Genomic DNA, 13,725 nt, shown 5'->3' on the forward strand with positions numbered 1-13,725 from the left:
CTCCTGCTTCAAACCCGCCACCGCCACGCACCACAGTGCCAACACAACGCTAGTCGCGATGACGCGGTGGTGAAAGCCGATGCGGGCCATGATCCACCCGCAGCACCGATGCCGCGGCCACGACCGACGAAACCTCGTGTTGGGCAGCCGAGTTGGAACGGCCAAGCTCAGCTGGCCGGAGGTGACGACAGCGCCAGCGAACCCTTGCGAGCACCCATCCGTCGCCCGTAGATCACACCCAAGAAGTCCGAGACCGCTTCGGCGACCATCCGCGATCGGACCGTGGCGGCGAGGTCGAACGCGTGGTGGGCGTTGGGGAGCTCAGCGTAGGACACCGTCGCGGCACCCGCGTCGCGCAGCGCCGCGCTGAAGGCGCGAGATTGCGCGCTCGGCACCATCGGATCCTTCTCACCGTGCAACACGAAGAACGGCGGAGCCTCGCTGTGGACGTACGAAATCGGCGACGCCGCCTTGAACAGCCCCGGGTTGTCGACGTAGCGGCTACGCATCACGAAGTGCTCCAGGAACGGCATCATCATTTCGTGCATATTCTCGGCGTTGGTGAGGTCGTAGACGCCGTAGTAGGGCGCCGCGGCTTGTACCGCCGTGTCGGCGCTTTCGAAGCCCGGCTGCAGCGCCGGATCATTCGCCGAAAGCGCGGCCAACGCGGCCAGGTGCGCACCGGCGGACCCGCCGGTGATCGTGATGAAATCCGGATCGCCGCCATAGTCGGCGATGTTCTCGCGAACCCACGCAATCGCCCTCTTCACGTCCACAATGTGCGCCGGCCACGTGCACCGTGGGCTCTTGCTGTAGTTGATCGACACACAGATCCAGCCGAGTTCCACCATCCGGCTCATCAACGGGTAAGCCTGAGGGCGTTTGCCGTTGATGGTCCACGCCCCGCCCGGGACCTGGATGAGGACCGGAGCCCGGCGGCCGGGCGCTAAATCGGGACGCCGCCAGATGTCGAGTAGATTCTCGCGGCCGCCGGGCCCGTACGGGATGTCGGAGGTCTGGGCCGCATAGCGGCGATGGGGTCCGGGAATGTGCGGTAGGTTCAGCAGCCCGCTGCGCCGGGCAGCCTCTGACTGTTCGCCGGTCGGATGCCACACTAGGTCACGGAAATCCGGGCCGAAAGCGTCCACGAGCGCCGCGTGCAGGATTTGATCCGCCCGCTGCGCCGCCCAGCTGGTGCCAAACCGGCCGATCGAGCGTGGTGATATGCGGGACAGCGCGTGGCCGGTGACGACGCGGGCCGGAAACTCCGCGGACAACCATCCTGCGACCCAACCGATGGCGCACGGTGATCCACGCAGCAGCAGGGCGCCGGCCCGGCAGGTGTCTCTGGCGTCGGCCGCCAGCTGCGCTCCCTGGCGCAATGCCTCGGCGCCGGCCCGCGAGCACCGCGAAGTCACGCTGGCGATGTGCATAACAAAGCCCACCCCTCGACGTCAGGCACACGCATCGTTGCGGTAAACGGCTGGTTGCCAGCCGGTTTTGTACGTGTGTCGAGGATCACACAATAACCAATAATTGACGTGGCGGTAGACCTTTCGCGCGTGTGGCGTCTGGAAAAATTCCTCGACGGCCACCGTTAGATAAACTGACCTGCGCATCGCCTCCGTAGCTCAGGTGGATAGAGCAAGGGCCTTCTAATCCCTAGGTCGCACGTTCGAGTCGTGCCGGGGGCACTGTGGAAATAGCAGGTCAGCATGGTGGCGTGGCTTGACACCGCCTCGTTATGGGTCGACGCCCAGAGTCGCCTTCAAACTCAAACCACGGAGGTGCCCGATGGCCCAATACGACCCGGTCTTGCTCAGCGTCGACAAGCACGTTGCGCTCATCACGGTCAACGACCCGGACCGACGGAACGCCGTCACCGACGAGATGTCGGCGCAGTTGCGTGCGGCGATCCAACGCGCCGAAGGCGACCCCGACGTACACGCCGTAGTCGTGACCGGGGCGGGCAAGGCCTTCTGCGCCGGGGCCGACCTGAGTGCGCTGGGCGCCGGGGTCGGCGATCCAGCCGAGCCGAGATTGTTACGGCTCTACGACGGTTTCATGGCCGTCAGTAGTTGTAATCTGCCCACCATCGCCGCGGTCAACGGCGCGGCTGTGGGCGCCGGACTCAATCTGGCGTTGGCCGCCGATGTGCGCATCGCCGGACCGGCCGCATTGTTCGACGCCCGCTTCCAAAAGCTGGGACTGCATCCAGGTGGCGGCGCAACCTGGATGCTGCAGCGAGCGGTGGGTCCGCAGGTCGCCCGTGCGGCCTTATTGTTCGGCATGTGCTTCGACGCCGAATCCGCTGTGCGGCACGGCTTGGCGCTAATGGTTGCCGACGATCCCGTCACCGCGGCGCTGGAGCTGGCCGCCGGGCCCGCAGCCGCCCCGCGCGAGGTCGTGCTGGCGAGCAAAGCCACCATGCGCGCCACAGCCAGCCCCGGATCGCTGGACCTTGAGCAACACGAACTCGCCAAACGCTTAGAACTTGGGCCGCAGGCGAAATCGGTCCAGTCGCCCGAGTTCGCCGCTCGCTTGGCTGCCGCTCAACACAGGTAGCGCCTACCAGCCTCGAGGGTTTCCATGGCGTGCCCCAGTCCGAAGCTGCTGCTGCTTGACTCCGCGCGCTGGGCCCGAGCGCGCGCTGTTGTACGGCCCAAACGGCGTGTCGGTGTACAGTCGCGCGCTCGCGGCTTCAGTCCGGCCCCCCGACTCCGGCAGGCCCGACGGCGCCCAGCGCTAGCCGGGCGCGCCGGCCATGCCTTCGGTGCCGGAAACGCCAGGGGACCCGGGGCCGTTGGTGAGGCCCCCCGCGCCTGCCTCACCGCCGCTACCGCCCGCGCCACCGGCACCGCCTGCGCCGCCCGCGCCACCGATACCGTCAGCGCCGCTGACTCCTGCGGCACCGCTGAGGAACCCTCCGGACCCACCCGCACCGCCGGCAATACCGCCAGCGCCACCGTTACCGCCGTTTGCGCCGTTGCCCCCGTTGCCGCCCGTCCCGCCGGCCCCGCCGATGGAGTTCTCATCGCCAAAAGTACTGGCGTTGCCACCGGAGCCGCCGTTGCCGCCGTCACCGCCAGCCCCGCCGACTCCACCGGCCCCACCGACTCCGCCGCTGCCACCGTTGCCGCCGTTGCCGATCAACATGCCGCTGGCGCCACCCTTGCCACCCACGCCACCGGCTCCGCCCACCCCGCCGACACCAAGCGAGCTGCCGCCGGAGCCACCATCACCACCTACGCCACCGACCGCCCAGACACCAGCGACCGGGTCTTCGTGAAACGTCGCGGTGCCACCACCGCCGCCGTTACCGCCAACCCCACCGGCAACGCCGGCGCCGCCATCCCCGCCGGCCCCGGCGTTGCCGCCGTTGCCGCCGTTGCCGAACAACAACCCGCCGGCGCCGCCGTTGCCGCCCGCGCCGCCGGTCCCGCCGGCGCCGCCGACGCCAAGGCCGCTGCCGCCCTTGCCGCCATCACCACCCTTGCCGCCGACCACATCGGGTTCTGCCTCGGGGTCTGGGCTGTCAAACCTCGCGATGCCAGCGTTGCCGCCGCTTCCCCCGGGCCCCCCCGTGGCGCCGTCACCACCGATACCACCCGCGCCACCGGCGCCACCGTTGCCGCCATCACCGAATAGCAACCCGCCGGCGCCACCATTGCCGCCAGCTCCCCCTGCGCCACCGTCGGCGCCGGAGGCGGCACTGGCAGCCCCGTTACCACCGAAACCGCCGCTACCACCGGTAGAGGTGGCAGTGGCGATGTGTACGAAAGCGCCGCCTCCGGCGCCGCCGCTACCACCCCCACTGCCGGCGGCTACACCGTCGGACCCGTTGCCACCATCACCGCCAAAGGCGCTCGCAATGTCGCCCTGCGCGACTCCGCCGTCGCCGCCGTTGCCGCCGCCGCCACCGGCAGCGGCGGTACCGCCGTCACCACCGGCACCGCCGGTGGCCTTGCCCGAGCCTGCCGTCGCGGTGGCACCGTCGCCGCCGGTGCCACCGGTCGGCGTGCCGGCAGTGCCATGGCCGCCCGTGCCGCCGTCGCCGCCGGTTTGATCACCGATGCCGGACACATCTGCCGGGCTGTCCCCGGTGCTGGCCGCGGGGCCGGGCGTGGGATTGACCCCGTTTGCCCCGGCGAGGCCGGCGCCGCCGGTACCACCGGCGCCGCCATGGCCGAACAGCCCGGCGTTGCCGCCGTTACCGCCCGCACCCCCGATGCCTGCGGCCACGCTGGTGCCGCCGACACCGCCGTTGCCGCCGTTGCCCCACAACCACCCCCCGTTCCCACCGGCACCGCCGGCCGCGCCGGTACCACCGGCCCCGCCGTTGCCGCCGTTGCCGATCAACCCGGCCGCGCCTCCGCTGCCGCCGGTTTGACCGAACCCGCCAGCCGCGCCGTTGCCACCGTTGCCAAACAGCAACCCGCCGGCCGCGCCAGGCTGCCCGGGTGCCGTCCCGTCGGCGCCGTTTCCGATCAACGGGCGCCCCAAAAGCGCCTCGGTGGGCGCATTCACCGCACCCAGCAGACTCCGCTCAACAGCGGCCTCAGTGCTGGCATACCGACCCGCGGCCGCAGTCAACGCCTGCACAAACTGCTCGTGAAACGCTGCCACCTGTACGCTGAGCGCCTGATACTGCCGAGCATGGGCCCCGAACAACCCCGCAATCGCCGCCGACACTTCATCGGCAGCCGCAGCCACCACTTCCGTCGTCGGCATCGCCGCGGCCGCATTAGCCGCGCTCACCTGCGAACCAATACTCGCTAAATCCAAAGCCGCAGTTGCCAGCAGCTGCGGCGTCGCGATCACCAACGACACCTCGCACCTCCCGATACCCCATATCGCCGCACCGTGTCCCCAGCGGCCACGTGACCTTTGGTCGCTGGCTGGCGGCCCTGACTATGGCCGCGACGGCCCTCGTTCTGATTCGCCCCGGCGCGCAGCTTGCTGCGCGAGTTGAAGACGGGAGGACAGGCCGAGCTTGGTGTAGACGTGGGTCAAGTGGGAATGCACGGTCCGCGGCGAGATGAATAGGCGGACGCCGATCTCCTTGTTGCTGAGTCCCTCACCGACCAGTAGAGCCACCTCAAGCTCTGTCGGTGTCAACGCGCCCCAGCCACTTGTCGGGCGTTTCCGTGCACCGCGGCCTCGTTGCGCGTACGCGATCGCCTCATCGATCGATAACGCAGTTCCTTCGGCCCAGGCATCGTCGAACTCGCTGTCACCCATGGATTTTCGAAGGGTGGCTAGCGACGAGTTACAGCCCGCCTGGTAGATCCCGAAGCGGACCGCTCCCATGCGCCCCCGGGCCGCGTCGGCCGCGCCGAACAGCCGCACCGCTTCCCGGTTGCTGCCGGCATCCGCCATCACCGAGGCGAGGCACTCGAGAATGTCGGGGACCCATAGGTATGCCCCAATGGACGCGGCCACGCCGAGGGCGTCGTGGGCATCGCGCTCGGCCCGGTGGCGATCCCCTTGGGCGATCTCGATGCGGCAACGGGTAGTCAGGGCGCGGGCGCGGTGCACGCCACGAGTGATCGACGCTGCGCCGTCGGCCAATCGGTGCGCCGCGTTCAGATCACCTCGCGCACACGATATTTGAGCCGAACTGGTGGGGTCGTTGATGATCGCCGCCGCGCTGGCACCAAAGAATCGCGTTGCCGATTCGCGGGCGTGTTCGGCGGCCGCGACGTCACCGGCGGCCAGGGTCGCGAAGACCAGCGCGGAGCAGGCCGAGCCCGACAGCACCGGGCTGAGTCCAACGGCGGTGTCGATGCTGGCTTGGGCGGCGGCGGCCGCCTCGGTGTCGCCGCGGTGCGCTAACGCGTGCGCCAAGCAAGCCTGGCCCGCGCAGCTGCTAACCATGTCGTGCGCGGCGTCGGACTCGCCGATCACCTCGCGCGACAGGCCGACCGCTGCCTCGAGGTTGCCCTGCCAGAGATTCGCCGCGGCCAGCGCCCAGCGACATGAACGTGAAAGGAATGCATCACCAATCTCGTCGGCGAGGCTTCGTGCCTCCTCGCCCGCCGCGCGGGTCGCGCCCGGGTCACCCTCGCCGGCGAACCCGACATAGGCCTGCCAGGCCAGAACCTCGGCCAACCGCCACTTGTCGCCCACCGCCCGGGCCAGGCCGACGGCCTCGGCCAGCCACGGTCGCGCCAGATCCGCGTTGTAGGCGGCGACACCCCCGCACGCGGTCAGCGCCCGCGCCAGCAGGGCCGGATCCTCGATGTCGCGCGCTATAGCCAGCGCCTTCTGGGCATCATCTAGGCGGTCGGTGATGCCGGCCACGGCATCTATCAGGGCCCGGTCGGCCAGTGCCCGCGCATACAACCCAGGGTCGGCCCCCGCCGGATGTGCATCGTGGTCGGCCAGGGCGGCGGCGAACCAGGCCAGCCCCTCTTGCAGGCGGCCCCGGGCACGCCACAACGGCTGCAGACATGATGCCAACAGCAACGCGTGGCCGGTATCGCCATTCTCGCGGCTGAACGCGAAAGCGGCCCGTAGGTTGTCGATCTCGAGCTCGGCCTGGTTGAGCCGGCGTTCATGGCCGGCCACCGAGGGGGCGTCAAGCCCGGCGGCAACGGCCGCGTAGTGGTCGCGGTGTCGCGCACGCACGGCATCGGCATCGCCGGATTCACGCAGCTTCTCCAACGCATACTGGCGCACCGTCTCTAGCAGGCGGTAGCGCGTTCGGCCGTCGCTGTCGTCGGTCACCACCAGAGACTTGTCTGCCAGCAGGCTGAGCAGATCGACCACCTCGTAGCGCTGAACGTCACCGCCGGCGGCTGCCGCTTGGGCACCGTCGAGATCAAACCCGCTCGGGAAAACCGCCAGTCGCCGAAACAGCACCTGCTCCGGTCCGGTCAGCAGCGCATGTGACCAGTCGACGGAAGCCCGCATCGTCTGCTGGCGGCGCACCGCAATACGCGATCCACCGGTCAGCAGGCGGAACCGGTCATGCAAGCTGTCGACGATTTCGGTCAGCGCCAGGGCACGCACCCGCGACGCTGCAAGTTCGATCGCCAGCGGAATGCCGTCGAGTCGGTGGCAGATCTCGGTCACCAGGGCGAGGTTGTCGGCAGTGATCTCGAGTTCGGGCCGCGCCTCACGAGCGCGGTCGGTGAACAACTCGATCGCCTCGCCGTGCCCCAGCGGGGGAACCCGCCAAATCTGCTCACCGGCCACCGCGATCGGTTCCCGGCTGGTCGCCAATACCCTCAGCGCTGGGCACGCCCCGAGCAACGCGACGATCAGAGCCGCGCACCCGTCGAGCAAGTGCTCGCAGTTGTCCAGCACTACCAGCATGCGCCGGTCGCCGATACGCCGCACAATGGTGTCCACCGTCGAGCGGCCCGGCTGATCCGGCAACCCCAAAACCCGCGCCGCCGCGATCGGCACCAGCGCCGGGTCGGTGATCGGCGCCAGGTTGACATACCAAACCCCGTCCGGATAACCGTCGGCAACGGCGCTCGCGACCTGTGTCGCCAGGCGTGTCTTTCCGACCCCGCCGACACCGGTAAGGGTGACCCACCGTTTGACGTCCAGCAGCCCACGGACTTGCGCCACTTCGTCGACGCGCCCCACCAGCCGAGTGAGCTGGGCCGGAAGACAGTGCGCACCAACGACTTTCCGGGTCCGCAGCGGCGGGAACGCGTTGTGCAGATCAGGGTGACACAGCTGCACCACCCGTTCCGGTCGGGGCAGGTCGTCCAGCCGGTAGGTACCGAGGTCGTTCAGCCACGCGTCCTTGGGCAGCAGGTCAGCAACCAGATCGCTGGTAGTTCCCGACAACACGGTCTGGCCCCCGTGGGCCAGCTCGCGCAGCCGGGCGGTGCGGTCGATGGTCGGCCCTACGCAGTTGCCCTCGTCGGGTGACGACACCTCCCCGGTGTGCATGCCGATGCGCAGCCGGATCGGTGCCAGCGGCGCCCGCTGCAAGCCCAGGGCGCACGCCACGGCGTCGGATGCGCGGGCGAACGCCACCAAGAAGCTGTCGCCTTCGCCCTGTTCGACCGGGCAAACCCCGCGGTGCTCGCGAACCAATTCGGTCAGCGTTCGGTCCAGTTTGGCGATCGCCGTCGTGTCAAGCTGAGACCCCGGCAGGTGGGTCGCGCCCTCGATATCGGCCAGCAGCAACGTCACCGTGCCCGTCGGTACAAGCTCGCTCACACCATCTGCGCTCCAGTCCACAGGTACCACGTCGACGCCGGGGTGAATCTTGCTCATGCTAGCCAGCATCGAGCCAGCGCGTAGCGCATTACATCGGCACCTGCGCCTAGATTGCTCGAAATCTCTTGGCCGCCGGTCCATGTGTTCTACGCGCTTTAGTCGATGCATTCGGCGACCGGCGTGCCATCGCGGCGGACCTACAGTGCCCGTGCTGTCCGCTGGCAATTGTGAGTCCCCCAGTGCTGGCAGCATCGCCCGCAAGAACCGACACGACCGCATCGTGGGCGGTGCCGTCGAAGTCGCCGGCTGACCGATCGGCGGAGTCACCGGCCCGATGGGGTTTCCGAAGGCTAGGGAATGATGACGATGGGGCGGCCGCCTCGGCCGCCTTCGCCGTAACCCCCAACCATGCGGAAAACGAGCCTAGCGTCGCCCGGCCGCGCAGAGCGAGCCATCGCGGTGGCGCCAACGACAGGAAGCGATCCGGATTCTCTGACCATGGTGGGTGTTCTGGCTACGTGACGTTAACGGAGATGGAGGGGCCGCCTTCGCCGCCTTCACCGCCGGAACCGCCGGAGCCAGGGTCGCCCCTCCCGTTGCCGGAGCCACCCGACTCGCCCGACGAGCCGACGCCGCCGGAGGTCAAGCCACCGGCACCGCGTCCGCCGTCACCTCCGCGCCCGCCGTCCCCGCCGTCACCGCCGCCGATGCTGCGAGGCGGAGGGGCGCCGAAGCCGCCGGAGCCGCCGGTCCCGCCGTCGCCTCCGTCACCACCGGGGGCGCCACCGTCTCGCCCGGCCCCACCCAAGCCGCCGTTGCCGCCGTTGCCACCCGGCCCGCCGTCGCCTGCATCAGCAAAGCTGCCGTTGCCGTCCCCACCGTGACCGCCGTTCCCGCCGTCGCCTCCGTCACCGCCGGGGGCGCCGAAGCCGGCCTTGCCGTGCGCGCCACTTGTGGAACCGAAACCGCCTTGTCCGCCGGGGCGGCCCCACCCGCCGTCGCCGCCGTCACCTCCGTCGCCGCCAGGCTCTCCGTCAAAATCCGCGAGATAGGTAAAGCCGTCACCGCCCAAGCCACCATTACCAGCGTCCCCGCCCGACCCGCCGTCACCGCCGTCCCCGCCAACGCCTCGATTGCCGACCTCGCCGGCGGGTGCCGACCCGCCGGCCCCGCCGTTTCCGCCGGCGCCGCCCCACCCGCCGTAGCCACCGTCGCCGCCGTCGCCGCCGTCGCGGCCCGTCGTTTCGTTAATGTCAAAGCCGTCAACGCCGTTACCGCCGACCCCACCAGCCCCGCCTAGGCCTCCGGCCCCGCCGTCACCACCGTCGCCGGTCTGAGTTCCGCCGGCGCCACCGGCCCCGCCGTCGCCTCCCGCCCCACCGCTGCCGCCGTCGAAGCCGTCGAAGCCCTTTAGGTCGGAGTCGGGCGACCAACCCGCGCCACCGGCCGCGCCGTTGCCTCCCTGGCCGCCGGTTCCGCCGCCGCCGTTCATCCCGGCGTCGCCGCCCGCCCCGCCGTGTCCACCAACCCCGCCGCCGCCGCCGGGGCTGCCGCCCCGGCCAGCCCCACCTTGGCCGCCGGCTCCGCCGTTCCCGCCGTCGCCCAGAAATGCTCCGCCGGCGCCACCAGCCCCACCGGCGCCACCAGCCCCACCGTTGCCGCCAGCAACGGTGAGCCCTCCGAGGGCACCGTGCGCGCCGTCGCCACCCTTGCCGCCGTCACCGCCGTCACCGATGTCGCCGGCGTCACCGCCCTTGCCTCCAGCCCCACCGGCCCCGCCATCACCGCCGAGAGCTTCGGCAGCGGTGCCGTCGGCCCCATCACCACCGGCTCCGCCGTCCCCGAATAGCCCGGCGTTGCCGCCGTCACCGCCCTGGCCGCCGTCGCCGCCGGCCGCGGCGGCCTTGGCACCGTTGCCGCCGACGCCGCCGTCGCCGCCGGTCAGTGGCCCGTGTTTGCTGGCGTCCACGCCGTTGGCCGCGGAGGTGCCGTTGCCGCTGTCACCCCCCAGACCGCCGCGACCGCCTGCGCCGGGGTCACCGCCGTTACCGCCCGCTCCGCCGGCGCCGCCGACGGTGATACCAATGCCGCCGTTGCCGCCGGCCCCGCCAACGCCGCCGGCGCCGCCGAGTCCGCCGTCGCCACCGACCCCACCGGTGCCGTGACTGCCGACCGTCCCCGAAGGTGCGGCCCCGCCGACCCCACCGTCCCCGCCATGTCCACCGACCCCGCCGGCACCGCCATCGCCGCCACCACCGCCGGCCCCACCGGTGCCGCCGATACTGTCGATACCGTTGGCGCCCCTGGCCCCGGCCCCACCGCTAGCGCCCACACCGCCGTTGCCGCCGGCCCCGCCGTTGCCGCCGGCACCGCCGTCACCCGACACCGACCCACCGGCGCCACCGGCACCACCGGCACCACCGGCACCGCCGGCCTGCCCCGCGTCGCCCTGACCCCCGTTGCCTCCCGGTTGGCCGAGGGCGAGGGCATCTGAACCAGGCGCGCCCGAATTGGCCCCGTTGGCGCCGGCCGCGCCATCGCCACCATTGCCGCCGGCGCCACCATCGCCGACCCGGCCGGCATTGCCGCCGTCGCCTCCGTTGCCCCCGGCGCCGCCCGCGACGCTGGCTTGCGCACCGTTGCCACCGTTACCACCGTTGCCGCCGCTGCCGGGCCCGTGGTCGCTGGCGTCCACACCGCTGGCCGCGCGGGTGCCGTTGCCGCTGTCGCCGCCCAAGCCGCCGAGGCCTCCCGCGCCGGGGTCACCGCCGTCACCGCCGTCCCCGCCATCACTGCCATGACCGCCGTCACCGCCGTTGCCGCCGGCTCCGCCGAGCCCGCCGTCACCGCCAACGCCGCCGACACCGTGGCTGCCGACCTGACCCGCGGGTGCGGCCCCGCCGGCGCCGCCATCACCGCCGGGCCCGCCGTCACCGCCAACGCCGCCGACACCGCCGTCGCCGCCTTTCCCGCCGGCGCCTCCAACGGCCTCAGCGCTGTCGGCGCCGGAGGCGCCCTTGCCGCCGCCGCCACCACTAGCTCCGGCACCACCCGCACCGCCGGCCCCGCCCTTGCCACCGGGTCCACCGTCGCCCGACACCGACCCACCGGCGCCACCGGCTCCGCCGGCACCGCCCGCGCCGCCGGCCTGCCCCGCATCGCCTCGACCGCCGTTGCCGCCACTACCTAACGCCGAACTCCCGGCACCACCGTCACCGCCGGCACCGCCCGCGCCGCCACCGCCAACGCCGCCTTGACCGCCGTTGGCCTCGCTTCCTTCGCCCGGTTGCCCCGAGAGGGTGCCGTCGGCGCCGTCCTCACCTACGTTCGCGCCATTCGCACCGGCCGCGCCGCTACCACCGTCGCCGCCGGCCCCGCCGTCACCGACCAACCCGCCGTTACCACCGGCACCGCCCTTGCCGCCGTTCGCGCCAGCCACGGTGGCGTCGGCGCCGTTACCGCCCTTGCCGCCGTTGCCACCACTGTGCACGGTAGCGCCGGTCGCGCCGGTCACACCCTCGGTGGCGCCGGCGCCGCCGGCGCCACCCTTCCCACCGGCGCCTGGGTCACCACCATCGCCGCCGGCCCCACCGTCACCATCCTTGAAAGCCATGTCGCCGCGGCCACCGCTGCCCCCGTTACCGGGCGCCCCACCAGCCCCGCCGGCACCACCGTCCCCGCCAACACCCTGGCTGCCCGCCCGACCCGCAGGTGCGTCACCGCCAGCCCCACCGGCCCCACCGTCACCGCCGCGACCGCCGGCTCCGCCATCACCACCGTTGCCGCCGTCAGATACGAGCACAGCATTGAAACCGTGAGCTCCGTTACCACCGGCCCCGCCGGCCCCACCGTTGCCGCCGGCACCGCCGGCCCCGCCATCGCCGGCGTGGGCCCCACCCGCGCCGCCGGCCCCACCGGCCCCGCCGTTACCTCCATCCTCACCGGGGGTACCGGATGAACCCAGGAAGATCGCCGTCATATCGGCATAGCCGGCACCCGCGGCTCCGTCACCGCCATGACCGCCGGCCCCACCGTCACCGACCAACCCGCCGTTGCCACCGGCACCGCCGTTACCGCCATGACCGCCGGCGACCGGTGCGTGGGCGCCATTGCCACCTTTGCCGCCGTTGCCGCCGCTGACCGGCCCGTCGTTGCCGGCCGCCAGACCATTGGCCCCCGCGCGAGCACCGGCGCCGCCCGACGCCCCCCCGGCTCCGCCAGCCCCACCCAGGCCCGGGTCGCCACCGTGACCGCCGGCCCCGCCGTCACCGGCGGCCAGCCAACTGCCACCGTTGCCGCCGGCACCGCCGTCACCAGGCGCTCCACCCAGCCCCCCACCCCCGCCAGCCCCGCCGTCTCCGGCCCGGCCGACATACCCCAATAGTCCAGCCGACCCGCCAGCACCCCCGGCGCCGCCCACGCCGCCGTTTCCGCCGGCACCGCCATTGCCGCCGGCGCCGCCGTCACCGCCGGCCGCCGAGATACCGGCCGGCCCATTTATTCCGGTAGCCCCGGCACCGCCGGCACCGCCGGCCGCACCGGCACCACCGGCCCCGCCGACACCGCCAACGCCACCGGCGCCGCCGTTACCGAGAAGCCACCCTCCCCGACCACCGTTGCCGCCCACCCCACCGGCACCGCCATCGCCCCCGTCCGACCCTGCCAAACCGTCACCGCCGGCACCGTCGTCCGACCCGGCAACACCAGCCGCCCCATCCTGACCGGGCGTAGCACCGTTGGCCCCGGCCGCACCTACACCACCCACGCCGCCAGCGCCCCCATGACCAAACCACCCCGCGTTACCGCCCGCGCCGCCGGCGCCACCACCAGCCCCACCGGCACCACCGGCGCCGCCGTTGCCGAACAGGCCCGCGTTGCCACCCGCCCCGCCGGCGCCACCACCAGCCCCACCCATACCGCCGACGCCGCCCCCACCCGCCAGCCATCCACCCGTCCCGCCGGTACCTCCGGGTGCGCCCGCCCCGCCCGCGCCACCGGCGCCGCCGATCCCAAATAACCCGGCCGCCCCGCCGGCGCCGCCCACCTGCCCGACGGCACCGGCAGCGCCGTTGCCGCCATTGCCGAACAACAATCCACCGGCCCCACCGGGCTGCCCAGGCGCTGTCCCGTGCGCACCATCGCCGATCAGCGGGCGTCCCAGTAGCGTCTGGGTGGGCGCATTCACGGCTCCGAGCACGACTCGCATCGCCGCGGCGTTGGCGATCTCGGTGGCCGTGTACCACCTCGCGGCCGCGGTCAGCGTGTGCACGAACTGGTCGTGAAACGCCGCGGCCTGCGCACTTAGCGCCTGATACTCCTGAGCGTGCGCGCTGAACAACGCCGCGATGCCCGCCGACACCTCGTCGGCGCCGGCGGCCACCACTTCCGTCGTCGGCATCGCCGCGACCGCACTAGCCGCGCTCACCTGCGAACCAATACGCGCCAGATCAAAAGCCGCAGTTGCCATCATCTCCGGCGTCGCGATCACATATGACATCTCGCACCTACCCAATAGCCCGACCGTCGCCGCGCCGCTCCCGC

At 72.0% G+C, this 13,725-nt stretch carries 6 protein-coding genes, 1 tRNA gene and 1 other annotated feature; of the genes, 2 read left to right on the forward strand and 5 right to left on the reverse strand.

What is annotated here, in order from left to right; all coding sequences use genetic code 11:
* Nucleotides 1–167: 167 nt before the first annotated feature.
* Nucleotides 168–1,433: a carboxylesterase LipQ gene (lipQ, locus tag Rv2485c; protein NP_217001.1), complete on the reverse strand. Its 1,266-nt coding sequence runs from the start codon at nt 1,431–1,433 to the stop codon at nt 168–170.
* Between the two features lie 187 nt (nt 1,434–1,620).
* On the opposite strand from lipQ, the gene argW reads away from it, so the two are divergent.
* Both argW and echA14 read left to right on the forward strand, forming a co-directional pair.
* A tRNA-Arg gene (gene argW, locus Rvnt28) sits at nt 1,621–1,694 on the forward strand.
* A gap of 100 nt (nt 1,695–1,794) precedes the next feature.
* Complete coding sequence (echA14, locus tag Rv2486; RefSeq protein NP_217002.1) at nt 1,795–2,565, forward strand: enoyl-CoA hydratase EchA14; 771 nt, start codon at nt 1,795–1,797, stop codon at nt 2,563–2,565.
* Between the two features lie 180 nt (nt 2,566–2,745).
* On the opposite strand, the gene PE_PGRS42 is transcribed toward echA14, so the two are convergent.
* The 4 genes from PE_PGRS42 to PE_PGRS43 all read right to left on the reverse strand — a co-directional run bounded on the left by PE_PGRS42 (nt 2,746) and on the right by PE_PGRS43 (nt 13,681).
* Nucleotides 2,746–4,830: a PE-PGRS family protein PE_PGRS42 gene (PE_PGRS42, locus tag Rv2487c; protein YP_177886.1), complete on the reverse strand. Its 2,085-nt coding sequence runs from the start codon at nt 4,828–4,830 to the stop codon at nt 2,746–2,748.
* 81 nt (nt 4,831–4,911) lie between these two features.
* Complete coding sequence (locus Rv2488c; RefSeq protein ID NP_217004.1) at nt 4,912–8,325, reverse strand: LuxR family transcriptional regulator; 3,414 nt, start codon at nt 8,323–8,325, stop codon at nt 4,912–4,914.
* Nucleotides 8,116–8,363: a repeat region (248 bp direct repeat 2), on the forward strand. (Overlaps the previous gene by 210 nt.)
* The gene (locus tag Rv2489c) at nt 8,291–8,590 is read right to left on the reverse strand and encodes a hypothetical protein (RefSeq protein ID NP_217005.1); all 300 of its coding nucleotides are present in this window, start codon (nt 8,588–8,590) and stop codon (nt 8,291–8,293) included. It overlaps the preceding feature by 73 nt. The genes Rv2488c and Rv2489c overlap by 35 nt, the downstream gene beginning before the upstream one ends.
* A gap of 108 nt (nt 8,591–8,698) precedes the next feature.
* Nucleotides 8,699–13,681 (reverse strand): PE-PGRS family protein PE_PGRS43, encoded by a 4,983-nt coding sequence (PE_PGRS43, locus tag Rv2490c; protein YP_177887.1) that lies wholly within the window; start codon nt 13,679–13,681, stop codon nt 8,699–8,701.
* Nucleotides 13,682–13,725: the final 44 nt, after the last annotated feature.

The organism is Mycobacterium tuberculosis H37Rv (assembly GCF_000195955.2).
Lineage (GTDB): Bacteria > Actinomycetota > Actinomycetes > Mycobacteriales > Mycobacteriaceae > Mycobacterium > Mycobacterium tuberculosis.